Genomic DNA, 12,661 nt, shown 5'->3' with positions numbered 1-12,661 from the left:
CCATCACGTGCAGTACGGGACCGTTCACCCGTCGTAGCGACGGAGGGGTACCGGATTGCGTCTGAGGAGAATAACGCTTCGTGCAGGCACTGCTACGCCCAGTTGCTCAAATCATCGATTGCGTCTCTTCTGTAACCGATTGACGTCCTATCAAGTGCCGGAGAGTGACCGATTGTTGATCGAATTCGTCCGTGTTCCGGCTTACTCCAGGGCGTGTTGTGGCCGTGTGCAGCCAAGGGGACTGGACAGGGGGCTGTGGGGGTAGGGGGTGCGGATTGGCTCGCCGCCCGGGCGTGGTCAACTCGCCGCCCCTGAACGTTCCTCGAACGCCGGACGGGCTGGAATGCCTGGAACCGGCGCAGAAAGGTGCCCCTGACGGGTCCTCGGCCCACGACGAAACCGTTGGCGCCGGGGCCGGTCGAAAGGCGGCCGGGCGAAAGACAGCCAGGCGAAAGAGCGCTAGCGCCGGCGTCTGTGCAATGCGATTGCCGCTGCCGTGCCGCCGGCCACCGCGCCCACGCCCGCCGCCGCCGGGATGCCGACCTTCGCGGCCTTTCGGCCGGTGCGGTAGTCGCGTAGGCGCCACTCCAGTTTGCGGGCGTGCTTGCGGAGCTTGGTGTCGGGGTTGATGGCGTAGGGGTGGCCGACGAGGGAGAGCATCGGGATGTCGTTGTGGGAGTCGCTGTAGGCCGCGCAGCGGGAGAGGTCCAGGCCCTCCGCGGCGGCCAGGGCGCGGACGGCCTCCGCCTTCGCCGGGCCGTGCAGCGGTTCGCCGACCAGCTTGCCGGTGTAGACGCCGTCCACTGATTCGGCCACTGTGCCGAGGGCGCCCGTCAGGCCGAGGCGGCGGGAGATCACCTGGGCGATCTCGACCGGGGCGGCCGTCACGAGCCACACCTTCTGGCCCGCGTCCAGATGCGCCTGGGCGAGTGCGCGCGTGCCCGGCCAGATGCGCTCGGCCATGTACTCGTCGTAGATCTCCTCGCCGATCGACGTCAGCTCGGCGACGCGGTGGCCCTTCACGATCGACAGTGCCGAGTCGCGGGCGTCCTGCATGTGCTCCGGGTCCTCGACCCCCGCCAGCCGGAACCACGCCTGCTGCCAGGCGAACCTGGCGAGGTCGCGTGTCTCGAAGAACTTCCGCTTGTACAGGCCCCGGCCGAAGTGGAAGAGAGCAGCACCTTGCATCACGGTGTTGTCCAGGTCGAAGAAGGCGGCGGCCTGCTCGTCGCCGAGTACCGGGAACTCCGGCTCGACGTCGGAGACCTCCGTCGCTTCCTGCGACGACTTGCGCGCTGCCTCCGCCGAAGCCTCGCCAGCCAACACGCTCCGCGCCGTGGCGGAACGCCTACGGGGAGTGAGCCATCCAAGAGCGGCCATGACCGTGAGCATAGCCAGTTTGTTCGGTGCTTCCGGAGTCGAGAGGTTTGGAGGTTGTGAACTCTCCGCGACCGCGTAGTTAAACAGCGTGGTGATGCGACCCGTCAGCACCCGTTCGGCGTCCGCGCCATTCTCGCGCGTCGGCGCGCGAGAATGGCTGACATGAGCCCCCTCTTTCGTCGCGCCGCAGCCAGAACACCCCAGGACCGGCTCGTCACCCTCATCGGCAAACCCGATTGCCATCTGTGTGATGACGCACAGATCGCCGTAGAGAAGGTGTGTGCCGAGCTGGGGGTTCCGTGGGAGCTGAAGGACATCAACCAGGACCCCCAACTCCATGACCAGTACTGGGAACAGATCCCCGTCGTCCTCGTCGACGGCGCCCAGCACACGTTCTGGCGCGTGAACGAGGATCGCCTCCGCAAAGCACTGACCGGGTAGTACAACTATTCCGAAAACGGCTTAGGATCGACGGCGAGTTGGTCTCGGGGGCGGGGATCGTTGAGGAGAGTGTGCGGTTTTGCCCCCAAGAGTTGAGGAACGGTGGTGCGTATGCGCCGGTTCCACACCACTGCGCCGGGCGTGCGTGAGCCCGGTCACGTTGGGCGGGCAAATCGGACACCATCTTTGTGCACGCGTTCACAAAGACATAGCCTGCATTCGACGGGGCGGTCCAGGTACGTGTGACCGCCTGCCCCCACGCTCTACCCGCAGGAGCACCGTGGCAACTGGCCGAACTCACCGACCGGCGACCCGTAGCCGAGGGATTCCCGAGGCCACCGTCGCCAGGCTTCCGCTGTACCTCCGCGCCCTGACCGCACTGTCGGAGCGCTCGGTACCCACGGTCTCCTCCGAGGAGCTCGCGGCCGCGGCGGGGGTCAACTCCGCCAAGCTGCGCAAGGACTTCTCGTACCTCGGGTCGTACGGAACGCGCGGTGTCGGCTACGACGTCGAGTATCTCGTCTACCAGATCTCCCGCGAACTGGGCCTCACCCAGGACTGGCCGGTTGTGATCGTCGGTATCGGTAACCTCGGCGCCGCGCTCGCCAACTACGGCGGCTTCGCCTCCCGTGGCTTCCGGGTCGCCGCGCTCATCGACGCCGACCCGGCCATGGCCGGCAAGCCCGTCGCCGGGATCCCCGTGCAGCACTCCGACGACCTGGAGAAGATCATCCAGGACAACGGCGTGTCGATCGGCGTCATCGCCACCCCCGCCGGTGCCGCCCAGCCGGTCTGCGACCGGCTCGTGGCCGCCGGGGTGACCTCCATCCTGAACTTCGCGCCGACGGTGCTGACCGTCCCGGACGGCGTCGACGTGCGCAAGGTCGACCTCTCCATCGAGCTGCAGATCCTCGCCTTCCACGAGCAGCGCAAGGCCGGCGAGGAGGCTCACGCCGACGGTGCCGGACCGGCCGCCGTCACCCGCGAGTCCGACCGATCCACCGACCAGGGGCCCGACGGGGACGTACCCGCCGTGATGCCGGCATGAGTCTCCTCGTCGTAGGGCTCAGCCACCGCAGCGCCCCGGTCAGCGTCCTGGAGCGGGCGGCGCTGAGCGCGGACGCCCAGGTCAAGCTGCTGCAGGACACCGTCGCCGCCGAGCCGGCCACCGAGGCAGCCCTGCTGGCCACCTGCAACCGCATCGAGCTGTACGCCGACGTGGACAAGTTCCACGCCGGTGTCGCCGAGCTGTCCACGCTGCTCGCCCAGCACAGCGGAGTGGGGCTGGAAGAGCTCACGCCCTATCTGTACGTGCACTACGAGGACCGGGCCGTCCACCATCTGTTCTCCGTGGCCTGCGGGCTCGACTCCATGGTCGTCGGAGAAGGGCAGGTCCTCGGGCAGATCAAGGACTCCCTCGCCAAGGCGCAGGAGCTGCACAGCGCCGGACGGCTGCTGAACGACCTGTTCCAGCAGGCCCTGCGGGTCGGCAAGCGTGCCCACACCGAGACCGGCATCGACCGCGCCGGGCAGTCCCTGGTCACCTTCGGCCTGGAGCAGCTCGCCGCCGGGACGGACGTCACGGCGTGGGCCCGCGGCAGGAAGGCCCTGGTCATCGGGGCCGGCTCGATGTCCTCCCTTGCCGCCGCCACGCTCGCGCGTGCCGGTGTCGCCGAGATCGTCGTCGCCAACCGCACCTACGACCGCGCCGAGCGCCTCGCAACGATCCTCGGTGAGACCGAGGGTACGGACGTGCCGGCCCGCGCGGTACCGATGGAGTCGGTGCCGGTCGAGCTGACACGTGCCGATGTCGTCGTCTCCTGCACCGGCGCGACCGGGCTCGTCCTCACGGCCGAGGAGATCGCCGCGGGCGTGGAGGGCCGTACCGGTCAGCCGGTCGCCTTCGAGGAAGCCGGCGACAGCGGTCGTACGGCCGCCCCGGCGCCGGCCGCCAGGAGCGCCGCCGACGCCATCGACGTACGGCAGACCCCGCTGCCGCCCACCAGCGTCGGCACCGACGAGGACTGCCCGCTGGATCTCGGCTCCGTGCAGGGAGGTTTCTCTGTCATGGGGGAGGCCGCCGTCGCCGGTATGGACGCGGCCACCCTGGAGCAGCACGCGGCCTGGGCCGCGGGCAGCGCCGTCGACCGCCGTGAGGCCGCCCGGCGCAGCCCCGAGGCCGACGCCGAGCTGATCACCGCGCTCGCCGCGACCGTGGCCACCGTCGGCCGGATTCCCGAGCGCCGCAAGCCCGAACCGGCCGTCGAGACGTCCCGCCCCGCGCCGGTGCTCGCCCTGCTGGACCTCGCCATGCCGCGCGACATCGACGCCGCCGTGCACCGGCTGGCCGGGGTGCGGCTGGTCGACATCGAGTCGCTGGCGGGAGCTTCCGCCGACGCTCCGATGGCGGCCGACGTCGATCAGGTCCGCCGTATCGTCGCCGATGAGGTCGCGGCCTTCGGGGCGGCTCAGCGGGCCGCGCACATCACGCCCACCGTCGTCGCGCTGCGCACGATGGCCGCCGATGTCGTGGCGAGCGAGATCGCCCGGCTGGAGGGGCGGCTGCCCGGCCTCGACGACAAGCACCGCGGGGAGATCACGCAGACCGTCAAGCGCGTGGTCGACAAGCTGCTGCACGCGCCGACCGTGCGGGTCAAGCAGCTCGCGGCAGAGCCGGGCGGCGCGGGGTACGCGGATGCCCTGAGGACCCTGTTCGACCTCGACCAGGAGACGGTGGCCTCCGTCTCGCGCGCCGAGGACAGCACCGAGAAGGACCGAGGCCCACGATGACTCAGCAGGCACTACGGCTCGGCACCAGGCGCAGCAGGCTCGCCATGGCCCAGTCCGGGCAGGTCGCGGACGCCGTGAGCCAGGTGACCGGACGGCCCGTCGAGCTCGTCGAGATCACCACGTACGGCGATGTCTCGCGTGAGGCGCTCGCGCAGATCGGCGGCACCGGCGTCTTCGTCACCGCCCTGCGCGACGCTCTCCTCAAGGGCGAGGTCGACTTCGCGGTGCACTCCCTCAAGGACCTGCCGACCGCGCAGCCCGAGGAACTGACCCTCGCGGCCGTTCCCGAGCGGGAGGACCCCCGCGATGTGATCGTCGCGCGGGACGCCCTGAAGTTCACCGACCTGCCGCGCGGGGCGCGCATCGGTACGGGTTCGCCGCGCCGGATGGCGCAGCTCAACGCGTATGCGCGCAGCCACGGGCTGGACATCGAGACGGTCGCGATCCGCGGGAACGTGGACACGCGGATCGGGTACGTGCGCGACGGCGAGCTGGATGCGGTGGTGCTGGCCGCGGCCGGCCTGAGCCGTATCGGCCGCATCGACGAAGTGACCGACTTCCTGTCGGTCGACACTGTTTTGCCCGCCCCCGGCCAGGGGGCACTGGCGATCGAGTGCACCGCGGACAACGCGGACCTCATCGCCGCGCTCGGGGAACTCGACGACCCGTTCACGCGGGTCGCCGTGACCGCCGAGCGCTCACTGCTCGCCGCCCTGGAGGCCGGTTGCAGTGCACCTGTGGGTGCGCTGGCCGACCTTCTGGCCGACGGGCAGATTGTCAAGGAAATGCGCCTGCGGGGCGTCGTCGGCACGACCGACGGCACTCGTATGGTGCAGCTGTCCACCACCGGTCCCGTGCCCGAGACGCACGACCAAGCGCTTGCGCTCGGTCGCGAACTCGCTTCGGAGATGCTTGCCCAGGGCGCGGCCGGTCTGATGGGGGAGCGAGCACAGTGAGCCCCACCACTCTTCCCGCCGGCCTTGAACACGGGCACGTCACCTTCCTCGGTGCCGGACCCGGGGATCCGGGGCTGCTGACTCTGCGCGCCGTCGAAGCACTGGCGAACGCGGACGTACTGGTCGCCGAGCACGAGGTGCTCGACGTCGTACGTCAGCACGCCAGGCCAGGCGTCGCCGAAGTGCACACCGACACGGGTCCGGATTCGGACGCCGCTGTGGGCACAGGCGCGCCTCAGCTAGCAGTTGTTGACGGCGCGTCAAAAACCGCTGGGCTACCCGCAGTGCGGGATGCCGCACATCTTGTCATGGAGGCCGCACGGGGCGGCAGGCGGGTCGTGCGTGCGGTGTCCGGGGATCCCGGGCTCGACGCGTACGCCGCCGAGGAGATGCTGGCGTGTGCCGGGGCGGGCGTGCCGTTCGAGGTCGTGCCGGGTGTCGCCGCGGCCGTGGGCGTGCCCGCGTATGCCGGCGTGCCGCTGCGGGACGCGCAGGGCGCGGACGTGCGGTTCGTGGACGCGCGGACGGCTTCGGACCGGTGCTGGACCGAGGTCGGGGCGTCGGACGGGACGGTCGTCGTGTCGACGACGCTGGATTCCGTGGGCGCGGCCGCCGGTGAGCTGGTGTCGGCGGGGCGCAAGCCCGATACGCCGATGACGGTGACCGTCGCCGGTACGACCACCCGGCAGCGCACCTGGACCGCGACCCTCGGGACCATCGCCCAGACGCTCAAGCAGGCCAAGGTGCTGCCCTCGCCCGAAGGCGGGCGGCCGGTGATAGCCGTGGTCGGTGAGCGTTCCGCCGCCGCCCAGCGCGACCAGCTGTCGTGGTTCGAGTCCAAGCCGCTCTTCGGGTGGCGGGTGCTCGTTCCGCGTACGAAGGAGCAGGCGGCTTCGCTCTCCGACCAGCTGCGGTCGTACGGGGCCGTGCCGCACGAGGTGCCGACGATCGCCGTCGAGCCGCCGCGGACGCCTCAGCAGATGGAGCGGGCGGTCAAGGGGCTCGTCACCGGGCGGTACGAGTGGATCGCCTTCACCTCGGTGAACGCGGTCAAGGCCGTGCGGGAGAAGTTCGAGGAGTACGGGCTCGACGCCCGGGCGTTCGCCGGGATCAAGGTCGCCGCGGTGGGGGAGCAGACCGCGAAGGCGCTGATCGCGTTCGGTGTGAAGCCGGATCTTGTGCCGAGTGGCGAGCAGTCGGCTGCGGGGCTGCTGGAGGACTGGCCGCCGTACGACCCCGTATTCGACCCGATCGACCGGGTGTTCCTGCCTCGGGCCGATATCGCCACGGAGACCCTGGTGGCCGGGCTCATCGAGCTGGGCTGGGAGGTCGACGACGTCACGGCCTATCGGACCGTGCGGGCTTCGCCGCCGCCGGCCGAGACCCGCGAGGCGATCAAGGGGGGTGGCTTCGATGCCGTTCTCTTCACGTCGTCGTCCACTGTGCGGAACCTGGTGGGGATTGCCGGTAAGCCGCACAACGTGACGGTGATCGCCTGTATCGGGCCGGCCACCGCGAAGACTGCCGAGGAGCATGGGCTTCGGGTGGATGTGATGGCTCCGGAGCCGTCCGTGCACAAGTTGGCTGAGGCGCTTGCCGAGTTCGGCTTGCGGCGGCGGGCTGCGGCGGTCGAGGCCGGGGATCCGGTGACGCGGCCGAGTGAGCGGCGGCCGGGGGCTCGGCGGCGGCGGTCCACGACGTAGGTGTGGGCGGGGTGGGTTCGCCCCCGCCGCCCCCTACCCTTCCCGTCCTTGAAGGGGCGCTGCCCCTTCGACCCCGGCCGGGGGGCTCCGCCCCCTGGACCCCCATCGGCCTGAACGGCCTCGTCCTCAAACTCCCCCAGAGGGGGTACCCCCAGACGGGCTGAAATGCCTGGACCGGCACCCAGCGTCGGACGGGCTATATCGGCACCGTGTGGCCGAAGCGGAGCAGGTTGGATGGGTCGTAGGTGGATTTGTCCTGGGTCAGGCGGGTGTAGGTCTCGGGAGTCCAGGCTCGGGCTCGGTCCTCGGGGTCGCCGGGGGTGCCGTGGATGTTGATCATTGTGTGGCCCGTGCCGTAGGGGGCCATCGCTGTGTACAGGGACCTCGTGGCCCGCTCGATGGCCTCGGCTGCCGGTGGGGCTGCCAGGACGCCCACCGACTCCAGGAGATAGTTCGCGTCCCGGGAGCAGATCGCGTCCTCCAGGCGGGCGGGCCGGGCGAGGGCGCCGCCCATGTGGCGCATCTCGACCACGAGGAGGGGGCAGTCGGGGACGTCCGGGCCCACCTCGGACAGGAACGTGCTGACCGCGTCGGGGGTCAGATCGCGCAGCAGGGCGCATGCCTCGCGGGCCGGCAGCGGGTCCTGCGGTTCCATGTGGATGCGGTCAAGGGCCGCGTACGGCATCTCCTCCACCATGTCGACCGCCACCGGCGCCGCCGCGCGGATCGGGGCCAGCAGGCGCTCACCCTCGGCCGGGTCCCCGGGCCAGGCGATCGCGACGCGGGCCCAGAAGCCGCCGCGCAGGGGTTCGGGGATCTCCGGTATGGGCGGGAGCCGGAGGAGGGAGAAGGTGCTGCACATCTCGTCCGGGACCGTCCTGGTCCAGTCGGCCCAGGCGTTCAGCAATGCCTCTGTGTGCTCGCCCGGGGAATAGATCCCTCCGCCGAGGATCGTGGCCAAGGGCAGCAACTCGCAGACCATCGAGGTCACCACGCCCACATTGCCCTTGCCGCCGCGCAGCGCCCAGAACAGTTCCGGCTCGTGGTCGGGGTCGGACTCGTACAGGGTGCCGTCGGGTGTGGCCACCTGGAACGAGCGGACCAGGTCGGCCGCGTAGCCGTAGGCCCGGCCCAGGACGGGGAGCCCGCCGCCCAGGGTGTAGCCGACCGCGCCCGCGTCCGTGGACGTGCCGGAGAGGGCGGCCAGGCCGTGCGGGGCGGTCGCTTCCATGACGTGCCGCCACTTCGCTCCGGCCGCGACCGTCGCGAGGCGCCGGTCCGGGTCGATGCGTACGTCCGTCATGCGGGCCGTGCTGATCAGCAGGCCGTGGTCGATCGGGAAGTTCGCGCCGTGGCCCGTCGACTGGACGGCGACCGGAGTGCCGGTGGCCGACGCCCAGCGCAGTGCCGTCACGATGTCGTCGACGTCCGTCGCGCCCACGACCACGTCGGGTGTGTGCAGGGCGGCCAGGTTGAAGCCGGTGACCTCGTCGGCGTAGCCGTCGTCTCCGGGGCGCAGGACCGGGCCGTGGATCTCGGAGAGGGCGAAGAGGTCGGGGGTGTTGAGGTGGTGGGTGGCGGTCATCGCGTCCTCCGTGGTGTGCGTACGTACGGAGGGACGGCGGCGGCGAGGCGGGTGGGGCGGGGCCGTCGGGGTCCTTGTGTCCGGGGGCCTGCGGGGCCTGGGAGGTCTCTACTTCAGGATGGACCCGGTGGGTGGGGGGCCGCATGCGGGCCGCCGGGGCCCTGTTCCGTCCGACGCCGCGTCGGCAAAGGCGGCTCCGACGCGGGCGTAGCGTAGGTGGCATGACGACGTACGGATCCTTCCCCGGTACGCGGCCGCGGCGTCTGCGGACCACCCCGGCCATGCGGCGGATGGTCGCCGAGACCAGGCTGCACCCCGCCGACTTCATCCTCCCGGCCTTCGTGCGCGAGGGCGTCAGCGAGCCGGTGCCGATCGCGGCCATGCCAGGGGTCGTCCAGCACACGCGGGACAGTCTGAAGAAGGCCGCCGCCGAGGCGGTGGAGGCCGGCATCTCCGGGATCATGCTCTTCGGGGTGCCCGAGGAGGCGAAGAAGGACGCCCTCGGGACTCCTGGGACCGATCCGGACGGGATTCTCCAGGTCGCCATCCGGGATGTGCGGGCTGAAGTGGGGGACGAGCTGCTCGTCATGTCCGATCTGTGTCTCGACGAGACCACCGATCACGGGCACTGCGGGGTGCTGGACGCGGACGGGCGGGTCGACAACGACGCGACCCTGGAGCGGTACGCCGAGATGGCGCAGGTGCAGGCCGACGCCGGGGCCCACGTGGTCGGGCCCAGCGGGATGATGGACGGGCAGATCGGCGTCGTCCGGGACGCGCTCGACCAGATCGGGCGGGAGGACGTCGCCGTCCTCGCCTACACCGCCAAATACGCCTCCGCCTTTTACGGGCCGTTCCGGGAGGCCGTCGGCTCGTCGTTGCAGGGTGACCGGAAGACGTATCAGCAGGACCCGGCGAATGCGCGGGAGTCGCTGCGGGAGCTCGCCCTCGACCTGGAGGAGGGCGCCGACATGGTGATGGTCAAGCCGGCCGGGCCCTACCTCGACATCCTGGCGCGGGTCGCCGACGCGGTGGACGTGCCGGTCGCCGCCTATCAGATCTCCGGTGAGTACTCGATGGTCGAGGCCGCCGCAGAGAAGGGCTGGATCGACCGGGACCGGGCCATCCTCGAGACGCTGACCGGCATCAAGAGGGCGGGAGCCCGCAACATCCTCACGTACTGGGCGACGGAAGCGGCTCAGAAGCTCCGGTAAGGACGCGCCGGGACTGCGACTTCTCCGTCATCGTCCTTCGGGCGTCGGCGGAGTCGTCGGCGCCGTGGCCGTCGGGCTGGTCAGGGTGGACGGGCCCTCGTCGCGCAGTCCCTCTCCGTCCTCGCACGCGGTCAGCGTGAGCACGGCGATCGTCACCAGCGTGGCGGCGAGGAGCCGGGCGTGCGGGCGACGGGCGGGCGGTGCGGACGCTGACATGGGGTGGGCCCTCTCCTTGGCGGGGTTGGGGTCGGACCCCAGCCTGCGCGATCATCCCTCCCGGCCGCCAGCGTCCGCCACGAATTCGGGACGCCCGGGCGGCGGAAAGCGGGATGACCTGCGGGGACGACATGTCCCAACGGCTCGGTGCGGGACGTCCGGAGCGGTGGAACGCCCCGCCGTGCGGCGCCGGAGTCCGGATACCGAAAAGCTGCCTGTAGGTGACATGTAGTTCTCTAGGCTGCCCGGCACGAGCTGTCACGCTCGTCGTCGAGCCGAAGGAGCCGTGTCATGACCGTCACCGAGCCCGCGCCTCCCGCGCCCCACCACGCCCCTGCCGCCGTGCCGCCGCTCGCGGCGCGGGCCGGGTCGGTCGGTGGCTCGCCCGTACGGGACATTCTCGCCGTCACCGCCCGGCCCGAGGTCATCAACTTCGCGGGCGGGCTGCCGGCGCCGGAGCTGTTCGACCGGGAGGGCATCGCGGCCGCCTTCCGTGACGTACTCGCCGAGACACCGGAGCGGGCGCTGCAGTACTCCACGACGGAGGGCGAGCCGAGCCTGCGCACCGGGATCGCCGCGCGCATGTCGGCCGGGGGCCTCGCGACGGACGCCGACGACCTCCTCATCACCACCGGCTCCCAGCAGGGTCTGTCACTCCTGGCGACCGCGCTGCTGGATCCCGGTGACACGGTTCTCGTCGAAGACCCCTGTTATCTGGCGGCACTTCAGGCCTTCGGCCTCGCGGGAGCGCGGGTCGTGGCCGTGCCGGGGGACGCGGCCGGAGTGGACCCGCAGGCGCTGGAGGAGCTTGTCGCGCGGGAGCGGCCGAAGCTCTTCTACACCGTGCCCACCTTCCAGAACCCGACCGGCCGGACCCTGCCCGCCGAGCGCAGGGCGGCCGTCGCCGAGGTCGCCGCCCGGGGCGGGGTGTGGATCGTCGAGGACGACCCGTACGGCGAACTCCGCTACGAAGGCGAGCGCGTGCCCTGGATCGCGTCCTACCCGGGAGCCCAGGACCGTACGGTGCTGCTCGGCTCCTTCTCCAAGGTGATGGCGCCGGGTCTGCGGCTGGGCTGGCTGCGCGCGCCGGCCGCCCTGCGGCGGGCCTGCGTGGTCGCCAAGCAGGCGGCCGACCTGCACACGCCGACCCTGAACCAGCTCGCCGCCGCCCGCTGTCTGACCGGCCTCGACGCCCATGTCGCCCGCGTCAGGGACGTCTACCGCGAACGCCGCGACGCCATGGTCGCCGGCCTGCCCGGGGCTCTGCCGGAGGGATCGACCTGGGCCCGTCCCGAGGGCGGCATGTTCCTGTGGGCCCGCCTGCCGGAGGTGTACGACACGACGGCTCTGCTGCCGAAGGTGGTCCGGCAGGACGTGGCGTACGTGCCCGGCGCGCCCTTCTACGCCGGTGAGCCCGACCGGTCGACCCTGCGGCTGTGCTTCGTGACGCAGACGCCCGAGGAGATCGGGGAGGGCCTGAGGCGGCTCGGGGAGGGTTTGCGTCAGGCTTAGGGCATGGCCGACACAGCGCGGACGCCTCAGGCGGCGGGGTTCGACCTCGACGCGTACCTCCAGCGGATCGGTTGGGAGGGCGAGCGGCGGGCCGACGCGGCGACGCTTCGGGGCGTACACCTGGCGCACATGAGGGGCATCCCCTTCGAGAACCTGGACGCCCTGCGGCGTACGGCGCCCTCCCTCGACCCGGCCGACCTGATGGCCAAGCTGGTCCACAGCCGGCGCGGCGGCTACTGCTACGAGCACAACACGCTGCTCGCCTGCGCGCTGGAGGCGCTGGGCTTCGGCGTGACCCGGCTGGCGGCGCGCGTCGTCGTGGGGGCGGACCGCGTCGAGAGCCGACCGCGCACCCATATGACGCTGCTCGTCGAGGAGCCCGGCGACCCGCAGCCGTATCTCGCGGACGTCGGCTTCGGCGCGATCGGCGCGCTGCTGGAGCCGGTGCCGCTGACGGCCGGTGTCGAGTTCCGGGACGCGGAACGCCGGCACCGGCTCGTCCACGCGCCCCACCACGGGCCGCTGGAGCTGTGGGTGCTCCAGGCCCACGACCGTGTGAAGGGCGACTGGGCGGATCAGTACGCGTTCACTCTGGAGCCGTTCGAGAAGCCCGACTTCGAGGTCATCAACTGGCACATCGGCACCAATCCGCGCTCACCGTTCACCCAGCGCGTCTACGCCCAGAGCATCACCGCCGAACGTCACCTCCTGCTCAACGGCCCGCAGCTCACGCGGACCCGGGCGGACGGGGCGGTCGTCGAGCAGGAGGTGACGGAGGAGGAGCAGGCGCGGCGGTTGCTGGACGAGGAGTTCGGGATCGAGGTGCCGGACGGGATGCGGGTGTTGTCGCAGTGACGGCGGAGA

General features: G+C 71.2%; 11 protein-coding genes. 8 read left to right on the top strand and 3 right to left on the bottom strand.

Features of this window, described 5'->3' with window-relative positions; translation table 11 throughout:
* Window positions 1–459: 459 nt before the first annotated feature.
* A complete protein-coding gene (locus OHO27_RS17545; protein ID WP_328424979.1) occupies window positions 460–1,380 on the bottom strand; it encodes an HAD family hydrolase in 921 nt (306 codons plus the stop codon).
* 162 nt (window positions 1,381–1,542) lie between these two features.
* Between OHO27_RS17545 and OHO27_RS17540 the strand changes: the two genes are divergently transcribed.
* The 5 genes from OHO27_RS17540 (at window position 1,543) to OHO27_RS17520 (ending at window position 7,270) form a co-directional block, all read left to right on the top strand.
* Window positions 1,543–1,821, top strand: a complete 279-nt coding sequence (locus OHO27_RS17540; RefSeq protein WP_328424977.1) for a glutaredoxin family protein — start codon at window positions 1,543–1,545, stop codon at window positions 1,819–1,821.
* Between the two features lie 280 nt (window positions 1,822–2,101).
* Window positions 2,102–2,869, top strand: coding sequence for a redox-sensing transcriptional repressor Rex (locus OHO27_RS17535; protein ID WP_328424975.1), 768 nt, complete (start codon window positions 2,102–2,104; stop codon window positions 2,867–2,869).
* Window positions 2,866–4,611 (top strand): glutamyl-tRNA reductase, encoded by a 1,746-nt coding sequence (locus OHO27_RS17530; RefSeq protein ID WP_328424973.1) that lies wholly within the window; start codon window positions 2,866–2,868, stop codon window positions 4,609–4,611. Before OHO27_RS17535 ends, OHO27_RS17530 begins: the two co-directional genes overlap by 4 nt.
* A complete protein-coding gene (gene hemC / locus OHO27_RS17525; RefSeq protein WP_328424971.1) occupies window positions 4,608–5,567 on the top strand; it encodes a hydroxymethylbilane synthase in 960 nt (319 codons plus the stop codon). The genes OHO27_RS17530 and hemC overlap by 4 nt, the downstream gene beginning before the upstream one ends.
* Complete coding sequence (locus OHO27_RS17520) at window positions 5,564–7,270, top strand: bifunctional uroporphyrinogen-III C-methyltransferase/uroporphyrinogen-III synthase (protein ID WP_328424969.1); 1,707 nt, start codon at window positions 5,564–5,566, stop codon at window positions 7,268–7,270. The genes hemC and OHO27_RS17520 overlap by 4 nt, the downstream gene beginning before the upstream one ends.
* A 196-nt stretch (window positions 7,271–7,466) precedes the next feature.
* Here OHO27_RS17520 and OHO27_RS17515 read toward each other — a convergent pair whose 3' ends face one another.
* On the bottom strand, window positions 7,467–8,855 hold the full coding sequence (locus tag OHO27_RS17515) for an FAD-binding oxidoreductase (RefSeq protein ID WP_328424967.1): 1,389 nt from the start codon (window positions 8,853–8,855) through the stop codon (window positions 7,467–7,469).
* 221 nt (window positions 8,856–9,076) lie between these two features.
* Here OHO27_RS17515 and hemB point away from each other — a divergent pair, with 221 nt between their 5' ends.
* Window positions 9,077–10,069, top strand: coding sequence for a porphobilinogen synthase (hemB, locus tag OHO27_RS17510; RefSeq protein WP_328424965.1), 993 nt, complete (start codon window positions 9,077–9,079; stop codon window positions 10,067–10,069).
* Between the two features lie 27 nt (window positions 10,070–10,096).
* Here hemB and OHO27_RS17505 read toward each other — a convergent pair whose 3' ends face one another.
* Window positions 10,097–10,285 carry a hypothetical protein gene (locus OHO27_RS17505; RefSeq protein ID WP_328424963.1) on the bottom strand — a complete coding sequence of 63 codons (189 nt, stop codon included), beginning with the start codon at window positions 10,283–10,285 and terminating at the stop codon, window positions 10,097–10,099.
* Window positions 10,286–10,576: 291 nt separating this feature from the next.
* Here OHO27_RS17505 and OHO27_RS17500 point away from each other — a divergent pair, with 291 nt between their 5' ends.
* Together OHO27_RS17500 and OHO27_RS17495 are read left to right on the top strand one after the other, a co-directional pair.
* Window positions 10,577–11,797 carry an aminotransferase-like domain-containing protein gene (locus OHO27_RS17500; protein WP_328424961.1) on the top strand — a complete coding sequence of 407 codons (1,221 nt, stop codon included), beginning with the start codon at window positions 10,577–10,579 and terminating at the stop codon, window positions 11,795–11,797.
* Between the two features lie 3 nt (window positions 11,798–11,800).
* Complete coding sequence (locus tag OHO27_RS17495; RefSeq protein ID WP_328424959.1) at window positions 11,801–12,652, top strand: arylamine N-acetyltransferase family protein; 852 nt, start codon at window positions 11,801–11,803, stop codon at window positions 12,650–12,652.
* Window positions 12,653–12,661: the final 9 nt, after the last annotated feature.

The sequence above is a fragment of the Streptomyces sp. NBC_00443 genome, assembly GCF_036014175.1.
Lineage (GTDB): Bacteria > Actinomycetota > Actinomycetes > Streptomycetales > Streptomycetaceae > Streptomyces.
This window is presented reverse-complemented; position numbering and strand designations above follow the sequence as displayed.